Source organism: Comamonas koreensis (assembly GCF_014076495.1).
GTDB lineage: Bacteria > Pseudomonadota > Gammaproteobacteria > Burkholderiales > Burkholderiaceae_C > Comamonas > Comamonas squillarum.
In genome coordinates this window covers 5,202,267-5,217,190 of sequence record NZ_CP043575.1, presented here as the reverse complement: position 1 = coordinate 5,217,190, position 14,924 = coordinate 5,202,267, and the positions used below count along the sequence as shown (strand labels likewise).

Annotated in this window: 15 protein-coding genes and 1 rRNA gene; 9 read left to right on the top strand and 7 right to left on the bottom strand. The window is 64.6% G+C overall.

Annotated elements, in window-relative coordinates; translation table 11 throughout:
- The first annotated feature begins 107 nt into the window (after positions 1 to 107).
- The 9 genes from rrf (at position 108) to F0Q04_RS23845 (ending at position 7,640) form a co-directional block, all read left to right on the top strand.
- Positions 108 to 220: ribosomal RNA gene (gene rrf, locus F0Q04_RS23885) — 5S ribosomal RNA — on the top strand.
- Between the two features lie 129 nt (positions 221 to 349).
- Positions 350 to 745 carry a MerR family transcriptional regulator gene (locus F0Q04_RS23880; RefSeq protein WP_182343851.1) on the top strand — a complete coding sequence of 132 codons (396 nt, stop codon included), beginning with the start codon at positions 350 to 352 and terminating at the stop codon, positions 743 to 745.
- A 98-nt stretch (positions 746 to 843) separates the two neighbouring features.
- A complete protein-coding gene (locus F0Q04_RS23875) occupies positions 844 to 2,025 on the top strand; it encodes an isovaleryl-CoA dehydrogenase (RefSeq protein WP_182343849.1) in 1,182 nt (393 codons plus the stop codon).
- 48 nt (positions 2,026 to 2,073) lie between these two features.
- Complete coding sequence (gene can, locus F0Q04_RS23870; protein ID WP_116926220.1) at positions 2,074 to 2,736, top strand: carbonate dehydratase; 663 nt, start codon at positions 2,074 to 2,076, stop codon at positions 2,734 to 2,736.
- Positions 2,737 to 2,836: 100 nt separating this feature from the next.
- Positions 2,837 to 4,018: an acetyl-CoA C-acyltransferase gene (locus tag F0Q04_RS23865; protein WP_182343846.1), complete on the top strand. Its 1,182-nt coding sequence runs from the start codon at positions 2,837 to 2,839 to the stop codon at positions 4,016 to 4,018.
- 27 nt (positions 4,019 to 4,045) lie between these two features.
- Entirely contained in the window at positions 4,046 to 5,146 is a 1,101-nt protein-coding gene (locus F0Q04_RS23860) for a hypothetical protein (RefSeq protein ID WP_116926222.1), read from the top strand.
- Positions 5,143 to 5,766 (top strand): MSMEG_1061 family FMN-dependent PPOX-type flavoprotein, encoded by a 624-nt coding sequence (locus F0Q04_RS23855; protein ID WP_021024986.1) that lies wholly within the window; start codon positions 5,143 to 5,145, stop codon positions 5,764 to 5,766. The genes F0Q04_RS23860 and F0Q04_RS23855 overlap by 4 nt, the downstream gene beginning before the upstream one ends.
- 26 nt (positions 5,767 to 5,792) lie before the next feature.
- On the top strand, positions 5,793 to 6,461 hold the full coding sequence (locus F0Q04_RS23850; RefSeq protein WP_116926223.1) for an SDR family oxidoreductase: 669 nt from the start codon (positions 5,793 to 5,795) through the stop codon (positions 6,459 to 6,461).
- Positions 6,462 to 6,509: 48 nt separating this feature from the next.
- Positions 6,510 to 7,640, top strand: a complete 1,131-nt coding sequence (locus F0Q04_RS23845) for an acyl-CoA dehydrogenase family protein (protein ID WP_182343844.1) — start codon at positions 6,510 to 6,512, stop codon at positions 7,638 to 7,640.
- A gap of 53 nt (positions 7,641 to 7,693) precedes the next feature.
- On the opposite strand, the gene F0Q04_RS23840 is transcribed toward F0Q04_RS23845, so the two are convergent.
- The 7 genes from F0Q04_RS23840 to kdgD form a co-directional block, all read right to left on the bottom strand.
- Positions 7,694 to 8,461: a class II glutamine amidotransferase gene (locus tag F0Q04_RS23840; RefSeq protein WP_116926225.1), complete on the bottom strand. Its 768-nt coding sequence runs from the start codon at positions 8,459 to 8,461 to the stop codon at positions 7,694 to 7,696.
- A gap of 56 nt (positions 8,462 to 8,517) precedes the next feature.
- Entirely contained in the window at positions 8,518 to 9,984 is a 1,467-nt protein-coding gene (locus F0Q04_RS23835) for a DHA2 family efflux MFS transporter permease subunit (RefSeq protein ID WP_116926226.1), read from the bottom strand.
- A gap of 100 nt (positions 9,985 to 10,084) precedes the next feature.
- Positions 10,085 to 10,324 (bottom strand): cysteine-rich CWC family protein, encoded by a 240-nt coding sequence (locus F0Q04_RS23830; protein WP_116926385.1) that lies wholly within the window; start codon positions 10,322 to 10,324, stop codon positions 10,085 to 10,087.
- A complete protein-coding gene (locus tag F0Q04_RS23825) occupies positions 10,324 to 11,298 on the bottom strand; it encodes a DHH family phosphoesterase (protein WP_116926227.1) in 975 nt (324 codons plus the stop codon). The genes F0Q04_RS23830 and F0Q04_RS23825 overlap by 1 nt, the downstream gene beginning before the upstream one ends.
- A gap of 107 nt (positions 11,299 to 11,405) precedes the next feature.
- Positions 11,406 to 12,854, bottom strand: coding sequence for an aldehyde dehydrogenase family protein (locus F0Q04_RS23820; protein ID WP_116926228.1), 1,449 nt, complete (start codon positions 12,852 to 12,854; stop codon positions 11,406 to 11,408).
- Positions 12,855 to 12,923: 69 nt separating this feature from the next.
- On the bottom strand, positions 12,924 to 13,910 hold the full coding sequence (locus tag F0Q04_RS23815; RefSeq protein WP_182343841.1) for a 2-hydroxyacid dehydrogenase: 987 nt from the start codon (positions 13,908 to 13,910) through the stop codon (positions 12,924 to 12,926).
- 88 nt (positions 13,911 to 13,998) lie between these two features.
- Positions 13,999 to 14,907, bottom strand: a complete 909-nt coding sequence (gene kdgD, locus F0Q04_RS23810; RefSeq protein WP_116926387.1) for a 5-dehydro-4-deoxyglucarate dehydratase — start codon at positions 14,905 to 14,907, stop codon at positions 13,999 to 14,001.
- Positions 14,908 to 14,924 lie beyond the last annotated feature (17 nt).

Genomic DNA, 14,924 nt, shown 5'->3' with positions numbered 1-14,924 from the left:
CAAAGCGCAATCAAATTTAGCTGATAAGACTCTATGAATTCGCTTCAAAAGCAGCAATGCCCTGATCGACCGATCAGCGCAAAGCCGCCAAGGAGCAAAAAGTTATGCCTGATGACCATAGCAAGTTGGTACCACTCCTTCCCATCCCGAACAGGACAGTGAAACGACTTCGCGCCGATGATAGTGCGGATTCCCGTGTGAAAGTAGGTCATCGTCAGGCTTTTATACTGATCAACCCCTCTGCTCTTCCCGAGTAGAGGGGTTTTTCTTTTGGTCGGCACCTGGCAGTGTAGAGCGGCGCATGCCGCATAATGGTCCATCCAGAACAACAAGGGCGTGCAGGGAGACCATGACACCGACTTATTCCATCGGGCAGCTGGCTGCAGAATTTGATCTGACCACCCGGGCCATCCGCTTTTACGAGGACATGGGCCTGTTGCACCCCGAGCGCACCGGCACCGGCGGCAAGCAGCGCGTCTACTCGGCCAAGGAGCGCACGCGCCTGCGCCTGACCTTGCGCGCCAAGCGCCTGGGGCTGAGCTTGCAGGAGGCCAAGGAGATCATTGATCTGTATGAGTCACCGCGCGATACCGGTGTGCAGCTGAGCCGCTTTATCGAGGTGCTGACGGCGCATCGCCAGCGCCTGCAGACGCAGTTGGCAGATTTGCAGGCCAACTTGGCAGAAATTGATGAGCATATGCAGGAAGCCCATGCTTTGCTCGCAAAGCAGCCGTCAAAAAAATAATATATAGTTGACGTGAACGTAAACGTAATGATGCAGCTCTAGCAGCTTTGCTGCGTATCGGCGGCATCGGGTGCGCCATATAGATAGGAGACAAGACCATGTCCAGATTACCAGGCCTGAATTTCCAGTTGGGTGAGGATATCGACGCCCTGCGCGACGCCGTGCGCGAGTTCGCGCAGGCCGAGATCGCGCCGCGTGCCGCCGAGATCGACCGCAATGACCAGTTTCCCATGGACCTGTGGCGCAAGTTTGGCGACCTGGGCGTGCTGGGCATCACGGTGTCCGAGCAATACGGCGGCGCGGACATGGGCTACCTGGCCCATATGGTGGCGATGGAGGAGATCTCCCGCGCCAGCGCCTCGGTGGGCCTGTCCTATGGCGCCCACAGCAACCTCTGCGTTAACCAGATCAACCGCAACGGCAATGAAGCCCAGAAGGCCAAGTACCTGCCCAAGCTGATCAGCGGTGAGCATGTGGGTGCATTGGCAATGAGCGAGCCCGGTGCCGGCTCCGATGTCATCAGCATGAAGCTCAAGGCCGAGGACAAGGGCGGCTACTACCTGCTCAACGGCAACAAGATGTGGATCACCAACGGCCCGGACGCCGACACCCTGGTGGTGTATGCCAAGACCGAGCCGGAGATGGGGGCCCGTGGCGTGACCGCTTTCCTGATCGAGAAGGGCATGCCGGGTTTCTCCATTGCGCAGAAGCTGGACAAGCTGGGCATGCGCGGCAGCCACACCGGTGAGCTGGTGTTCCAGAACGTCGAAGTGCCGGCCGAGAACGTGCTGGGCCAGCTCAATGGCGGTGCCAAGGTGCTGATGAGTGGCCTAGACTATGAGCGCGCCGTGCTGACCGGCGGCCCCCTAGGCATCATGCAGTCGGTGATGGACAACGTCGTGCCCTACATCCACGACCGCAAGCAGTTTGGCCAGAGCATTGGTGAGTTCCAGCTCATCCAGGGCAAGGTGGCCGATATGTACACCGTGCTGCAAGCAGGCCGCTCTTTTGCTTATACGGTTGCTAAAAACCTCGATCTGCTCGGAACCGACCATGTTCGTCAGGTGCGCAAGGACTGCGCCAGCGTCATCCTGTGGTGCGCCGAGAAGGCCACCTGGATGGCCGGCGAAGGCGTGCAAATCTATGGCGGCAATGGGTATATCAACGAGTATCCCCTCGGCCGCCTGTGGAGAGATGCGAAACTCTATGAAATTGGCGCCGGCACCAGCGAGATTCGCCGCATGTTGATTGGGCGTGAGCTGTTCGCAGAAACCTGCTGACCGGCTGCGCTGCGCCATCCTGATACCCACACAACAAAGGATAGCCTTATGACTACGACCTCCATCAAAGACCTGTTTGACCACAACCGTTTGTGGGCAGAGCAGATGGAGCGTGACCGCCCCGGGTTCTTCACGGGCCTGATGTCGCAGCAGCACCCCAAGTACATGTGGATCGGTTGTTCCGACAGCCGCGTGCCGGCCAACCAGATCACCGGTCTGGAGCCCGGTGAAGTGTTTGTGCACCGCAATGTGGCCAACGTGGTGGTTCCGAGCGATCTGAACTGCCTGTCGACCATCCAGTACTCGGTGGACCAGCTCAAGATCCAGGACCTGATGGTCGTGGGCCACTACGGCTGCGGCGGTGTGCTCGCGGCGCTCGAAGGCCTGCGCCTGGGCCTGGTCGACAACTGGACGCGCCACGTGCGCGATGTGCGCGACAAGCACCTGGCCTTGCTGCAAAGCCTCTCGCCCCAGCACCGCCATGATGCGCTGTGCGAGCTCAATGCCATCGAGCAGGTGGTGAATGTGGCGCAGAGCACCATCTTGCAGGACGCCTGGACGCGTGGCCAGAAGGTGACCTTGCACGGCTGGTGCTATAGCCTCAAGAACGGTCTGATCACCGATCTGGAAATGACCGTGCCAGGCATTGGCGGGCTGGCCGAAGTCCACCAACGCGCCGTGGCCCTGGTGGCCGAACGCAAGCGCGATTAAACCCGCAAGGCAGCCCTGGGTCAGGGCTGCTTTTTTTACAGCGCGAGCGGGCCCCGAGGTGCCAGCCGCACAAGACCCGAATTCAATCAGGAGACACCCGATGCATGATCCCGTCGTTATCGTTGGCGCAGCCCGTACCCCCATGGGTGCTTTCATGGGCGATTTTGCCGAGCTCTCGGCCAATGACCTGGGTGGCGCAGCCATCAAGGCTGCGGTGGAGCGCGCGGGTGTCGCCCCTGAAAAAGTGGAAGAAGTGCTGTTTGGCAACTGCCTGATGGCCGGCCAGGGCCAGGCCCCGGCGCGGCAGGCCTTGTTCAAGGGCGGCTTGCCCAAGAGCACCGGCGCCGTGACCCTGTCGAAGATGTGCGGTGCCGGCATGGAAGCCACCATCCTGGCCCATGACCAGCTGGTGGCTGGCAGCCGCGATGTGATGGTGGCAGGCGGCATGGAAAGCATGACCAACGCCCCCTATCTGCTCAAAAAAGGCCGTGGCGGCTACCGCATGGGCCATGACAAGGTGTTCGACCACATGATGCTCGATGGCCTGGAAGACGCCTATGAACCCGGCCGCTCGATGGGCACCTTTGGCGAGGACTGTGCCGCCAAGTACCAGTTCAGCCGCGAGCAGCAGGACCAGTTTGCGATTGCCAGCGTGCAGCGCGCGCAGGCGGCGACCCAGTCCGGTGCCTTCAAGGCCGAGATCACGCCAGTCACCGTGTCCACGCGCAAGGGCGATGTGACCGTGACGGAAGACGAAGGCCCCGGCAAGGCGCGGCTGGACAAGATCGCCGCCCTCAAGCCCGCGTTCAAGAAAGACGGCACCATCACGGCGGCGTCGAGCTCCAGCATCAACGATGGTGCCGCAGCTCTGGTGCTGATGCGCGAGTCCACCGCCAAGGAGCTGGGCTGCAAGCCGCTGGCCAAGATCGTAGCCCATGCCAGCTATGCGCAAGAGCCCGAGTGGTTCACCACCGCACCGATCGGCGCGACCGAGAAGGCCCTGAAAAAAGCCGGCTGGAAGGTCGAGGATGTGGACCTGTGGGAAATCAACGAAGCCTTTGCCGTGGTGCCGATGGCACTGATGGCCGACATGAAGGTCTCGCACGACATCGTCAACGTCAACGGCGGCGCCTGCGCGCTCGGCCACCCCATTGGTGCCAGTGGTGCACGCATCATCGTGACCCTGCTGCACGCACTGCAGGCTCGCGGCAAGCGCCGTGGCCTGGCCACCCTGTGCATCGGCGGAGGTGAGGCCACTGCGATGGCGATTGAAATCATGTAGTCTAGTCATCCTGAAAGAGGAGAAACTATGACGAACGAATCGGTGGGCCCCGGCCCGGGGCAGCTGCAAGCGCAGGACATCGAGTCCTTCTGGCAGGAGCTGGTCTACCAAGAGCGCCACCTGGCACTGCTGCCCAACCAAGCCTTTGTGGCGCAGGCCAATGAGATGCTGGCCCGCGTTGCCCCCGATTTGGCCCTGGAGCTGGAGCGCTCTGAAGGCAGCCTGTTTTCGCGTCTGGTGTTCAGCGCCCACGGCAATGTCGACCAGTTCGAGAACCTGATGGCCCTGGTGCGTGCCGCCCCCAGCCTGCCGGGCTACAAGGTGCAGGCGTTCCGCAACCGCAGCCCCATCCAGGATTTCAGCATGGCGATGGAGGGCCTGGAGCTCTCCTGCTCGGATGTGCTGGTGGCCCACTACGATGCCGGCGGCATCGTCGGCCTGGAGCTGGGCTTTGAGAAGATCATTGCGCCCGCGCAGCGCGAGCTGGCCCAGCACATGGCCTTCATCATGCTGGACCACGCGCTGGGTGAATGGGATTTCGCTGTGCGCGTGGGCCCGGTCGAGGTAGTTGATGGCTTTGCGCCGGAAGTCGCCGGCGTCGGCCCGCTGTCCGCCTTTCCGGCGGTGTTCGATGCCTTTTTGCGCGACAGCCTGGGGCGCAGCTACCGCTTTCCCTCGGCAGACGACGACCGCTGGAAAATGCTCGAAGCACGCCGCCGCGATGCGGCAGCTGACGCCGTGCCCGATCTGCTGGGCCTGCGCCTGTCGGCCAATGCCGTGGCCACGCGCGCCGATCTGCCCTACTGCCTGCAATGGACCTTGCCGTTTGAAGACGGCCAGAGCCTGGACCAGGCGCGCGATGCGCAAGAGAGCCTGCAAGCGGCGCTCGAGCGCATGGAGACCGGTATCCTGGCCTACACCCGTATTGAAGGTATGCGCGAGCGCAGCGCCTGCTATTACGTCGATGACGCTGCGGCCGCCCAGCAGTTGCTGCAGCAGCAGGCGGCGGCCTCGCCTGGGCGCGTCGAGGTGTCATTCGATCCGTCCTGGGATGCCTACCTGGCCGTGTATGCGGCAGCCGGCGCCGCGGCGGCCGATGCGGACGGTGACGACCCGGAGGCCGCATGATCGAAACGACGGAGCAACTGCGCGCCCTCTACGCCCAGCCCGCCGAGCGCGCGCTGGCCAAGCAGCTAGGCCACCTCGATGCCCATTGCCAGCGCTTTATTGCGCTGTCGCCGCTGTGCGTGGTGGCCACGGCCGGGCAGGCGGCCGAGATGCTCGATGCCTCGCCCCGGGGCGGGCCGCCGGGCTTTGTCAAATGCCAGGGCGCGCAGCATCTGCTGCTGCCCGATGCCGGTGGCAATAACCGGCTGGATTCTCTCAGCAACCTGCTGACCGATGCGCGCATTGCGCTGCTGTTCCTGCTGCCGGGCGTGGATGAGACCTTGCGCGTCAACGGCACCGCAAAGCTGCGCGATGAGGCCCGCTTTATCGATGTGTTTGACGGCGAGCGCCAACGGCCCAAGCTGGTGATCGAGATCGAGGTGCGCGAAGCCTATCTGCACTGCGCCAAGGCCTTGATGCGCTCGCGCCTGTGGCAGGCCGAGGCACAGATTGCGCGCAGCACCCTGCCCACGCTCAACCAGATGATCCATGACCAGATGGGCTTGACTGCGGCGCCCGAGCCACAGGCGGATATGGTGGCGCGCTACCAGCAGCAGATTCTGCAAGAACAGGGACAGTGACAACAACCGCCAAGGAGGGCGTGGGAATGGCTGTGATTTTGGTGATTGGCGCCTCGCGCGGCATCGGCCTGGAGCTGGTGCGGGAATATGCGCAGGCAGGCTGGACCGTGCTGGCCACGGTGCGGGATACCGAGGCCCAGGCGCGCCTGCAGGCGCTGGGCGCGCAGGCGTTCCTGGTCGATGTGCTCCAGCCCGAGAGTGTGACCGCGCTGGCGACTGCGTTGGCTGGCCAGCAGATCGATGTGGCGATGTATGTGGCAGGGGTGATCCGCCGGCCCAACGCCCGCGAGGTGCCGACGCAGGCCGATTTTGATGCGGTGATGCACACCAATGTGCTGGGTGCGATGCAGTTGTTGCCGCAGATCGGCCCGATTGTCGAGGCCAGCGGCGGCGTGTTTGCCTTTATCTCGTCGTCGATGTCGCAGATCGAAGGTGTGGACGACAGCTACTCCTGGCTGTACCGCGTCAGCAAGACGGCGCTGAATATGGCGGTGGCCTCGGCCCAGCATGACTACCCGGGAGCGCGCCTGATCACCTTGGACCCGGGCTGGGTGCAGACCGACATGGGCGGGCAAGAAGCGCCCCTGACCGTGCAGCAAAGCGTGAGCGACATGCGCAAGACCCTGGCTTCGGTCAGCGATGCGGACAAGGGGCGCCTGCTGCACCACGATGGCCGCCGCGCCAAGCATTGGTAAGCCAGCCTGCCAGACCGCGCCAGAACTAGAAAATCCGGAGACAAACCCATGCTTTTGAACGACGACCAGACGATGATCCGCGATGCGGTGCGTGAATTTGCCCAGGCCGAGCTGTGGCCGCACGCTGCGCAGTGGGACCGCGACCATGTGTTCCCCAAGGCGGCCCACCAGGGCTTGGCCCAGCTCGGTGCCTACGGCATCTGCGTGCCCGATGCGCTGGGCGGCGCAGGGCTGGACTACATCAGCCTGGCCCTGGTGCTCGAAGAGATTGCTGCGGGCGACGGCGGCACCAGCACCGCCATCAGCGTGACCAACTGCCCCGTCAATGCCATCCTGATGCGCTACGGCAGCGATGCGCAAAAGAAGCAATGGCTGGCCCCTCTGGCGAGGGGCGAGATGCTGGGCGCCTTCTGCCTGACCGAGCCCCATGTGGGCTCGGACGCCAGCGCGCTGCGCACCACCGCCACCAGGCAGGGGGATGCCTATGTGATCAACGGCGTCAAGCAGTTCATCACCAGCGGCAAGAACGGGCAGATGGCGATTGTGATTGCGGTGACCGACAAGGGCGCCGGCAAAAAGGGCATGAGCGCCTTTATCGTGCCCACCGACAACCCCGGCTACCAGGTCGCGCGGCTGGAGGACAAGCTCGGCCAGCACAGCAGCGATACCGCACAGATCAATTTTGAGCAATGCGTGGTGCCGGCCGAGAACCTGATTGGCGCCGAGGGCGAGGGCTACAAGATTGCGCTGGGCGCGCTCGAAGGCGGGCGCATCGGCATTGCCGCCCAAAGCGTGGGTATGGCGCGCAGCGCCTTTGACGTGGCCGTGCAGTACGCCAAGGAGCGCGAGAGCTTTGGCACCGCCATCATCAACCACCAGGCCGTTGGCTTTCGCCTGGCCGAATGCGCCACGCAGATCGAGGCCGCGCGCCAGCTGATCTGGCATGCCGCCAGCCTGCGCGATGCCGGCCAGCCTTGCCTCAAGGAAGCGGCCATGGCCAAGCTGTTTGCCAGCGAAATGGCCGAGCGCGTCTGCAGCGCTGCCATCCAGACCCTGGGCGGCTATGGCGTCGTCAATGATTTTCCGGTCGAGCGCATCTACCGCGATGTGCGGGTCTGCCAGATCTATGAAGGCACCAGCGATGTGCAGAAGATTCTGATCACCCGCGCGCTGGCCTGAAGACTTTCGCGCAGACGTACCAAAAACAAACCCGGCGCTGCCGGGTTTGTTGATTACAGCGGCAGACGCCGGCCGTCGGCAAACACCATCAGCTCGCCGGGCTGGAAAGGCGTCCACTGTTCGTTGGTGGTCAGCGGCGCGGTCACCACCACGGCCACCCGGTCCTGTGGTGTGGTGCAGGTGGCAAAGTCAATGCTCAGGTCCTCGTCGCTCAGCTGGGCCTGGGCAAAGGGATGCGCGCGCTCGGTGTAGCACAGGAAGGTGTTGGCATGGGCCCAGAGCGCCTCGCCGTTGGAGAGCAGAAAGTTGAAGGTGCCCTGGGGCGCGATCTGCGCGGCCAGCTCGCGCAAGGTGTGGGTCAGCTCGGCAATGCTGGGCGTGCCGGCATGGGATTTCCACAGCTCCTGCATCAGCCAGCAAAATACATGCTCACTGTCGGTGTCGCCCACCGGGTGAAAGTGGCTGTGCAGGCGCGGGCGGAAATCCTTGAGGTCGCCATTGTGGGCAAACACCCAGTTCTTGCCCCAGAGCTCGCGCACAAAGGGGTGGCAGTTTTGCAGCATCACCTGGCCCTGGGTGGCCTTGCGGATATGCGCAATCACATTGCGGCTTTGGATGGGGTAGCGCCGCACCAGCTCGGCCACCGGCGACTGGACGGCGGGCTGGTGGTCCATCAGCAGGCGCAGGCCGCCTTCTTCAAAGAAGGCGATGCCCCAGCCATCGCTGTGGTGGTCGGTATTGCCGGCCCGCTGCGAAAAGCCGCTGAAGCTGAAGTTGATGTCGGTGGGGGTGTTGCAGTTCATCCCCAGCAGTTGGCACATGGCAAAAACTCTTTGAAAACCGTTGGATGGCCCAGTGTAGACCATTCGCCAGCCGCTCAGGGCTTGGCGCCCGCACGCGGCTGTAGCTGGCGGGCGGCAATGCCGGCCAGCACACAGACCACGGCCAGCATCAAAAAGGTGTCGCGAAAGCCCGCGACGCGTTCGGCCAGCGCAATGTCGATCGCGGGCGACTGGTTGGCGTAGAAGGCCACGCGCCACTCCAGAAAGATGCCGCAGAGGCTGACGCCAGCGGCGCCGCCGAGCATGCGCAGAAAGCTGAAACTGCTCGAGCCCTGCGAGATCAGGCTCTTGTCCAGCGGCCGCATGCTGCCCAGGGTGAGCGAGGGCAGGATAAAGCCCAGACCGACGCGGCCCAGCACCGTGTAGCCGATCAGCAGCCACAGCGACGAGCCCGGTTGCAGCACACCCGTGAGCACGAAGGACAGCGCCAGCAGCGAGAGGCCGCCGATCACCAGCCAGTGCACGGGGGTGCGGTCGGCCATGCGGCCGGCCAGCGCGATGACGCCGCCCAGCACCAGGCCGGCGGGCAGCATGGTGGTGCCGACCACCGAGGCCGAGTAGGACAGCCCCAGCTGCATGAACACCGGCAGCAGGTAGGTGGAGCCAAACAAGGCCACGCCATAGATAAAGGCCACAATGCAGCCGGCCGCAAAAGGCTTGCAGGCAAACAGGCGCAGGTCCATCAGCGGCTTGCCGCCCTGGGCCAGCAAGCGCCGCTGCCACGCGATGAAGGCGGGCAGGCAGACCAGCGCAATGGCCAGCAGTATGGCGCTTTGCTGCCAGCCCGTGCCATGCAGCGCCACCAGGCCATTGAGCAGGCAGACCGTGCCAGTGGTCGCAATGGCCAGGCCCAGCCAGTCCAGGCTTTTGCCATGGCGGTCGGCTGCGGCGCCACCCGGCGCATTGACGGGCACAAACTTCAGCGCCAGCCAGACCGAGGCCAGGCACAGCGGCACCACCATGAAGAACACCGAGCGCCAGCCCATCCAGTCGACCAGCAGGCCGCCCACGCTGGGGCCGATGGCCGGCGCCAGCACGATGCCCATGCCAAACAGGCCATTGGCGCGGCCTTGCTCATGGGCGGCAAAGGCATGCAGGATGATGATGGCCGGAATCGGCTGGATCACACCGGCCGCCAGGCCTTCGACCACGCGCGCCACCAGCACCAGGTTGTAGTCGCTGCTAAAACCCCCGCCAATGCCCCCCAGCATCAGCAGCAGCACGGCGCCCAGGTAGGTGTTGCGGTAGCCGTAGCGCGACAGCAGCCAGGGCGTGGTCAGCATCGCCACCGTCGTGGCCACCATGAAGGACGAGGTCACCCATTGCGCGCGCGACTGGCCGAGCTGAAAGTGCAGGCTCATCGCCGGGATGGCGACATTGAAGATGGTCGAGGAGATGATCGAGGCCATCGTGCCCACCATGACGCTGAACAGCAGGTACCAGCGGAAGCGCTCCCCATAGAGGCTGCGCAGATCCTGGGAGGTGTGGTGTCTTATCTGCATGGCGTGGGCTGGGCGGAGGGGGCGCGTTTGGCGAGGGGCCTGGTGGGGCGGCTGCGGGCAGGCCCCGGGCGTTTGATGATGATCCTGGGGTTGGCGCTTGTCAGTCACCCCGGTTGGGGCGGGCGCCGGGATCGGGCTGCGCACGCCCACAGGCCGGGCAGATGCAGCGTTGGCCCCGCTCGGCAGGGGCCAGGCGTTCCAAGGCCTGGGGATCGATCTCTGCGCTCATGCACCAGCACTGGGCAGCGGGCAGGCCCTGGGCCACCGCGCAGCCATTGCTCTGGCCGCACAGGGGGCATTGCTGCGCCCAGGTGCTGCTGCCTGTGCGGGTGGCAGGCATCATGGCGTGCCGGTTGGCGCCGGCGTAGGGGCGGGGCGCGCTGGCGGCAGTGCGTCTTCAGGCCGGGCGGTCAGCGTGCCTGCCAGCAGCTCGGGGATGCGGTCCACCCCCATGCGGAAGCCGCAGGCCTGGGCATGGCCGCCGCCGCCCATGCTTTCGGCCAGCGGGATGCAGTTGAAATCCGAGCGCGAGCGCAGGCCGCATTTGGCGCCCTTGGGGCTGGCGCTCCACATCAGCGCAAAGCTGCCGCTTTGCTTGGCGAGGATGTCGCCGACCTGGCTGTGGAACATGCCCGGGGCATTGACCATCAGGCCGGCCACGCCGTTGAACACCAGCGGCTGCGCGCCTTCGGCGATATCGCTGCAGAGCTTGAGGTATTTCTCGTCCATCGCGCCGCCACGGGCCATGAAGGCGCTCAGCTGCTCGGGGCTGAAGGCCGCAATCTCGGCCCAGCGCTCAAAGCTGCGCGGCTCCATGTCCAGCGCGGCCAAAAAGGCACCGCTGTCGGGATACTGCCAGCGCCAGATATCGCGGTCTTCGATGTGCAACACCAGCGCGGGGATCGGGTCCTTGGGGAAGAAGAACTCCCAGGCCAGGCGTGCGCCCGACTTGTTCATGTCGAAATGCACGACGCCGCAGGTGCATTGGTAGCCATTGAGCTTTTCAGCGGCGCTCTTGTGGTGGTCCAGCAGCACCAGCTTGTGGGCCTGGGCCTCAATGGCTGCCAACAGCTCGGGGCCAAAGGCGAAGTCGAGGATGTAGATCGTGCGGCCAGTCAGCGGCCCCAGGTCGTCCACGGTCTGGATTTCGCCGTGGTCCAGGCCGCGAAACTCTGCGTTGCCGGAGAAGAACAGCCAGGCCGCCAGCGCCGCGCCATAGCCATCGGGGCAGTTGCGGCCATGGTAGAGGATCAGCGGCTGGGGATCGTTGATGTCGGCCGTCACCGGCAGAGAGAGGTCAGGCAGAAGTTTCATCCTGCCATTTTCCGCCAAGCGTATTACCTGAGAGCGACCAGGTACTGCGCGGGCATCAGGTGGAGGGCCACCGGATGCCCGCAAAGCGCCTGGTGCTGGCGCAGCGTTCAAGCCAGCGTATAGGCGGTCTTCACCGTGGTGTAGAACTCCTGCGCATAGCGGCCTTGCTCGCGCGGGCCGTAGCTCGATCCCTTGCGGCCACCAAACGGCACATGGTAGTCCACGCCTGCGGTGGGCAGGTTGACCATCACCATGCCGGCCTGGGCATGGCGCTTGAAGTGGCTGGCGTACTTCAGGCTGGTAGTGGCAATACCGGCAGACAGGCCAAAGGCGGTGTCATTGGCGACGGCCAGCGCCTCTTCGTAGTCCCGCACGCGGATCACGCTGGCGACGGGGCCAAACACCTCTTCGCGGTTGATGCGCATCTGGGGTGTGCTGTCCACCAGCAGGGCCGGTTGCATGAAAAAACCTTCCTTGCCGCTGCCGGTGTGGCAGGCAATGCGGCTGCCGCCCGTGGCCAGCACGGCGCCTTCAGCCTGGGCGATTTCCACATAGCTCAGGTCCTGCTCCAGCTGGGCCTGGCTCACCACGGGGCCGATATCGGTGCCGGCGGCGCGCGCATCGCCGACCTTGATCTTGGCCATGCGCTCTTGCAGCGCCTGCACGAAGGCCGGGTAGATCTTGTCGGTGACGATCAGGCGGCTCGATGCGGTGCAGCGCTGGCCGGTCGAGTAAAAGCAGCTCTGGGCCGACAGCTCCACCGCCTGGGCCAGGTCGGCATCGTCGAGCACCACCTGCGGGTTCTTGCCACCCATCTCCAGCTGCACCTTCTTGCCCGATTTCACGCAGGCCTCGGCAATGCCCCGGCCCACACCGACCGAGCCGGTAAAGCTGATCGCGGCCACATCGGGGTGCTGCACCAGCGCATCGCCAATGATGCGGCCCCGGCCCATCACCAGGTTGAAGACACCGGCGGGGATGCCGCTGCGGTGGATGATGTCGGCCAGCGCCCAGGCGCTGCCGGGCACCAGATCGGCGGGCTTGATCACCACGCAGTTGCCAAAGGCCAGCGCCGGTGCGATCTTCCAGGCCGGAATGGCGATGGGGAAGTTCCAGGGGGTGATCAGGCCGACGACACCGACGGGCTCGCGCGTGATTTCCACGCCAATGCCGGGGCGCACCGACGGCAGGCTCTCACCGGCCAGGCGCAGGCATTCACCGGCAAAGAACTTGAAGATCTGGCCGGCGCGGGCCACTTCGCCAATCGCCTCGGGCCGGGTCTTGCCTTCTTCGCGGGCCAGCAGGTCGCCCAGCTCTTCCTTGCGCGCCAGGATTTCATTGCCGATCTTGTCCAGCGCATCATGGCGCGCCTGGATGCCCGAGACGCTCCAGGCCGGGAAGGCCGCCGTGGCTGCTGCCACTGCGGCATCCACATCGCTGGCATCGCCCTGCGCATACTGGCCGATCACGTCGGACAGGTCGCTGGGGTTGGTGTTGGGCGAGGTGGTCTTGCCGGGTGTCCAGCTGCCGTTGATCAGGTTGTTGTGTGTCGTCATAAGCTTGCCAGGCGGTTGGGCCTGTTCTCAAAAAAATGGGTGGATGGTTCGGTCGTCGTAAAAACGTTCTCAACCAGCACGGGCCTGTGCCGCAGCTTGGGACCAGGGCACTTCCTGCAGCGGCTGGCCATTGGCGATCAAGCTGCGCAGGTTGGCCAGCACCAGATCGGCCATCGCGCGGCGCGTCTCCTGGGTGCCGCTGGCGATATGCGGTGCCAGCACTACGTTGTCCTGCTGCAGCAGGCCGGGCAGGGGGCGTGGTTCGTCCTCGAACACATCGAGGCCCGCGCCGGCAATGCGCTGGTGTTGCAGCGCGTCCAGCAAGGCCGCTTCATCGACCACGCTGCCGCGCGCCACATTGATCACAAAACCCTGCGGGCCCAGGGCGTCCAGCACCTGGGCATCGACCAGGTGGCGGGTGTCGTCGCCACCGGCAGCAGTGATGACCAGAAAATCGCACCACTGGGCCAGTTCCTGCAGCGACTCCATGTAGCGGTGCGGCGAATCGCTGACTGGGCGGCGGTTGTGGTAGGCCACCTCCATGTCAAAACCGCTGGCGCGGCGCGCCACCTGGCGGCCAATGCGGCCCATGCCCAGAATGCCCAGGCGCTTGCCCGAGGCACGGGTGTAGACGCCAAAGCGCTCGGTGGGCCACAGGCCCGCGCGCACAAAGCGGTCGGCCGCTGCCAGGCGGCGGGCACTGTCCAGCAGCAGTGCAAAGGCCATGTCGGCCACGCAGTCGTCCAGCACGCCGGGGGTGTAGCCCACGCGCGCGGACTGGGCGAGGATGGACTGCTGGTCCAGCGCATCAAAGCCCACGCCAAAGCTGCTGATGCCGCGCAGCGCCGGCAAGGCCTGGATCACCGAGGCCGATGCGCCCATGCTGGCCGAGGTGACCAGGTAGGCAAACTCCGAACCGTGGGCAGCCAGGAACTGCTGCGGGTCCGCTTGTGCGCTCAGCACGGTGGTATCGAATTCCTGGGCCAGATCGGCATCAAGCGCGGGCAGCGGCATCTTGCCCATTTGCAGCACGCGTGGGCGGTGGGTGGCAGTCATGTGTGGAGAGGGCTTTCAACGGAAAGAGCCCGGCACCATCCGCAGCACCGTGCTGCAGGTGGTTACCGGGCCAGGAGGTCAACGGAGATCAGGCTTCGACCTTCTTGATCAGTGCTGCCAGCATATCGACTTCCTCGGGCTTGAGGTCAGCCAAAGGCGCGCGCACCGGACCGGCATCGTGGCCCACCAGCTTGGCACCGGCCTTGATGATGGACACGGCGTAGCCAGCGCTGCGGTTGCGGATCTTCAGGTAGGGCATGAAGAAGTCCTTGAGCAGCTGGTGCTGGGTGGCGTGGTCATCGGTGCGCACGGCTTCGTAGAAGCGGATGGCGGTCTTGGGGATGAAGTTGAACACGGCAGAAGAGTACACGGGCGTGCCCAGTGCCTTGTAGGCGGCGGCATAGACTTCGGCGGTTGGCAGGCCACCCAGGTAGGCCAGGCGGTCGCCCATCGTCAGGTACATGGCCGACATGGCTTCGATGTCGCCCACGCCGTCCTTGAAGCCGACCAGGTTGGGGTTGCGCTCGCAGAGCTTGGCCACGGTCTCGGGGGTGAAACGGCTCACGCCACGGTTGTAGATGATGACGCCGAACTTCACGCTCTTGCAGACGGCTTCGACGTGCGCGGCCAGGCCTTCCTGGCTGGCTTCGGTCATGTAGTGGGGCATCAGCAGGATGCCGTGGGCGCCAGCGGCTTCCGCAGCCTGTGCGCACTGGATCGCAAAGCGGGTCGGGCCGCCTGCACCGGCGATGATCGGCACCTTGCCCTTGCAGGTGTCCACGGCGGTCTTGATGATCGCAGGGTACTCTTCGGCGGTCAGCGAGAAGAACTCACCGGTGCCGCCAGCGGCGAACAGCGCGCTGGCGCCAAACGGGGCCAGCCATTCCAGGCGCTCGGCATAGCCCTTGGCATTGAAGTTGCCTTGTGCATCAAAGTCGGTAATGGGGAAGGACAGCAGTCCGGAACTCATCACGTTCTTCACATCCTGGGGGCTCATGGTGCTCATATCAAACT

Coding starts and splice junctions, on each gene's coding strand:
- F0Q04_RS23880 (WP_182343851.1), top strand. CDS start 350: ATGACACCGACTTATTCCATCGGGCAGCTGGCTGCAGAATTTGATCTG.
- F0Q04_RS23875 (WP_182343849.1), top strand. CDS start 844: ATGTCCAGATTACCAGGCCTGAATTTCCAGTTGGGTGAGGATATCGAC.
- can (WP_116926220.1), top strand. CDS start 2,074: ATGACTACGACCTCCATCAAAGACCTGTTTGACCACAACCGTTTGTGG.
- F0Q04_RS23865 (WP_182343846.1), top strand. CDS start 2,837: ATGCATGATCCCGTCGTTATCGTTGGCGCAGCCCGTACCCCCATGGGT.
- F0Q04_RS23860 (WP_116926222.1), top strand. CDS start 4,046: ATGACGAACGAATCGGTGGGCCCCGGCCCGGGGCAGCTGCAAGCGCAG.
- F0Q04_RS23855 (WP_021024986.1), top strand. CDS start 5,143: ATGATCGAAACGACGGAGCAACTGCGCGCCCTCTACGCCCAGCCCGCC.
- F0Q04_RS23850 (WP_116926223.1), top strand. CDS start 5,793: ATGGCTGTGATTTTGGTGATTGGCGCCTCGCGCGGCATCGGCCTGGAG.
- F0Q04_RS23845 (WP_182343844.1), top strand. CDS start 6,510: ATGCTTTTGAACGACGACCAGACGATGATCCGCGATGCGGTGCGTGAA.
- F0Q04_RS23840 (WP_116926225.1), bottom strand. CDS start 8,461: ATGTGCCAACTGCTGGGGATGAACTGCAACACCCCCACCGACATCAAC.
- F0Q04_RS23835 (WP_116926226.1), bottom strand. CDS start 9,984: ATGCAGATAAGACACCACACCTCCCAGGATCTGCGCAGCCTCTATGGG.
- F0Q04_RS23830 (WP_116926385.1), bottom strand. CDS start 10,324: ATGCCTGCCACCCGCACAGGCAGCAGCACCTGGGCGCAGCAATGCCCC.
- F0Q04_RS23825 (WP_116926227.1), bottom strand. CDS start 11,298: ATGAAACTTCTGCCTGACCTCTCTCTGCCGGTGACGGCCGACATCAAC.
- F0Q04_RS23820 (WP_116926228.1), bottom strand. CDS start 12,854: ATGACGACACACAACAACCTGATCAACGGCAGCTGGACACCCGGCAAG.
- F0Q04_RS23815 (WP_182343841.1), bottom strand. CDS start 13,910: ATGACTGCCACCCACCGCCCACGCGTGCTGCAAATGGGCAAGATGCCG.
- kdgD (WP_116926387.1), bottom strand. CDS start 14,907: ATGAGCCCCCAGGATGTGAAGAACGTGATGAGTTCCGGACTGCTGTCC.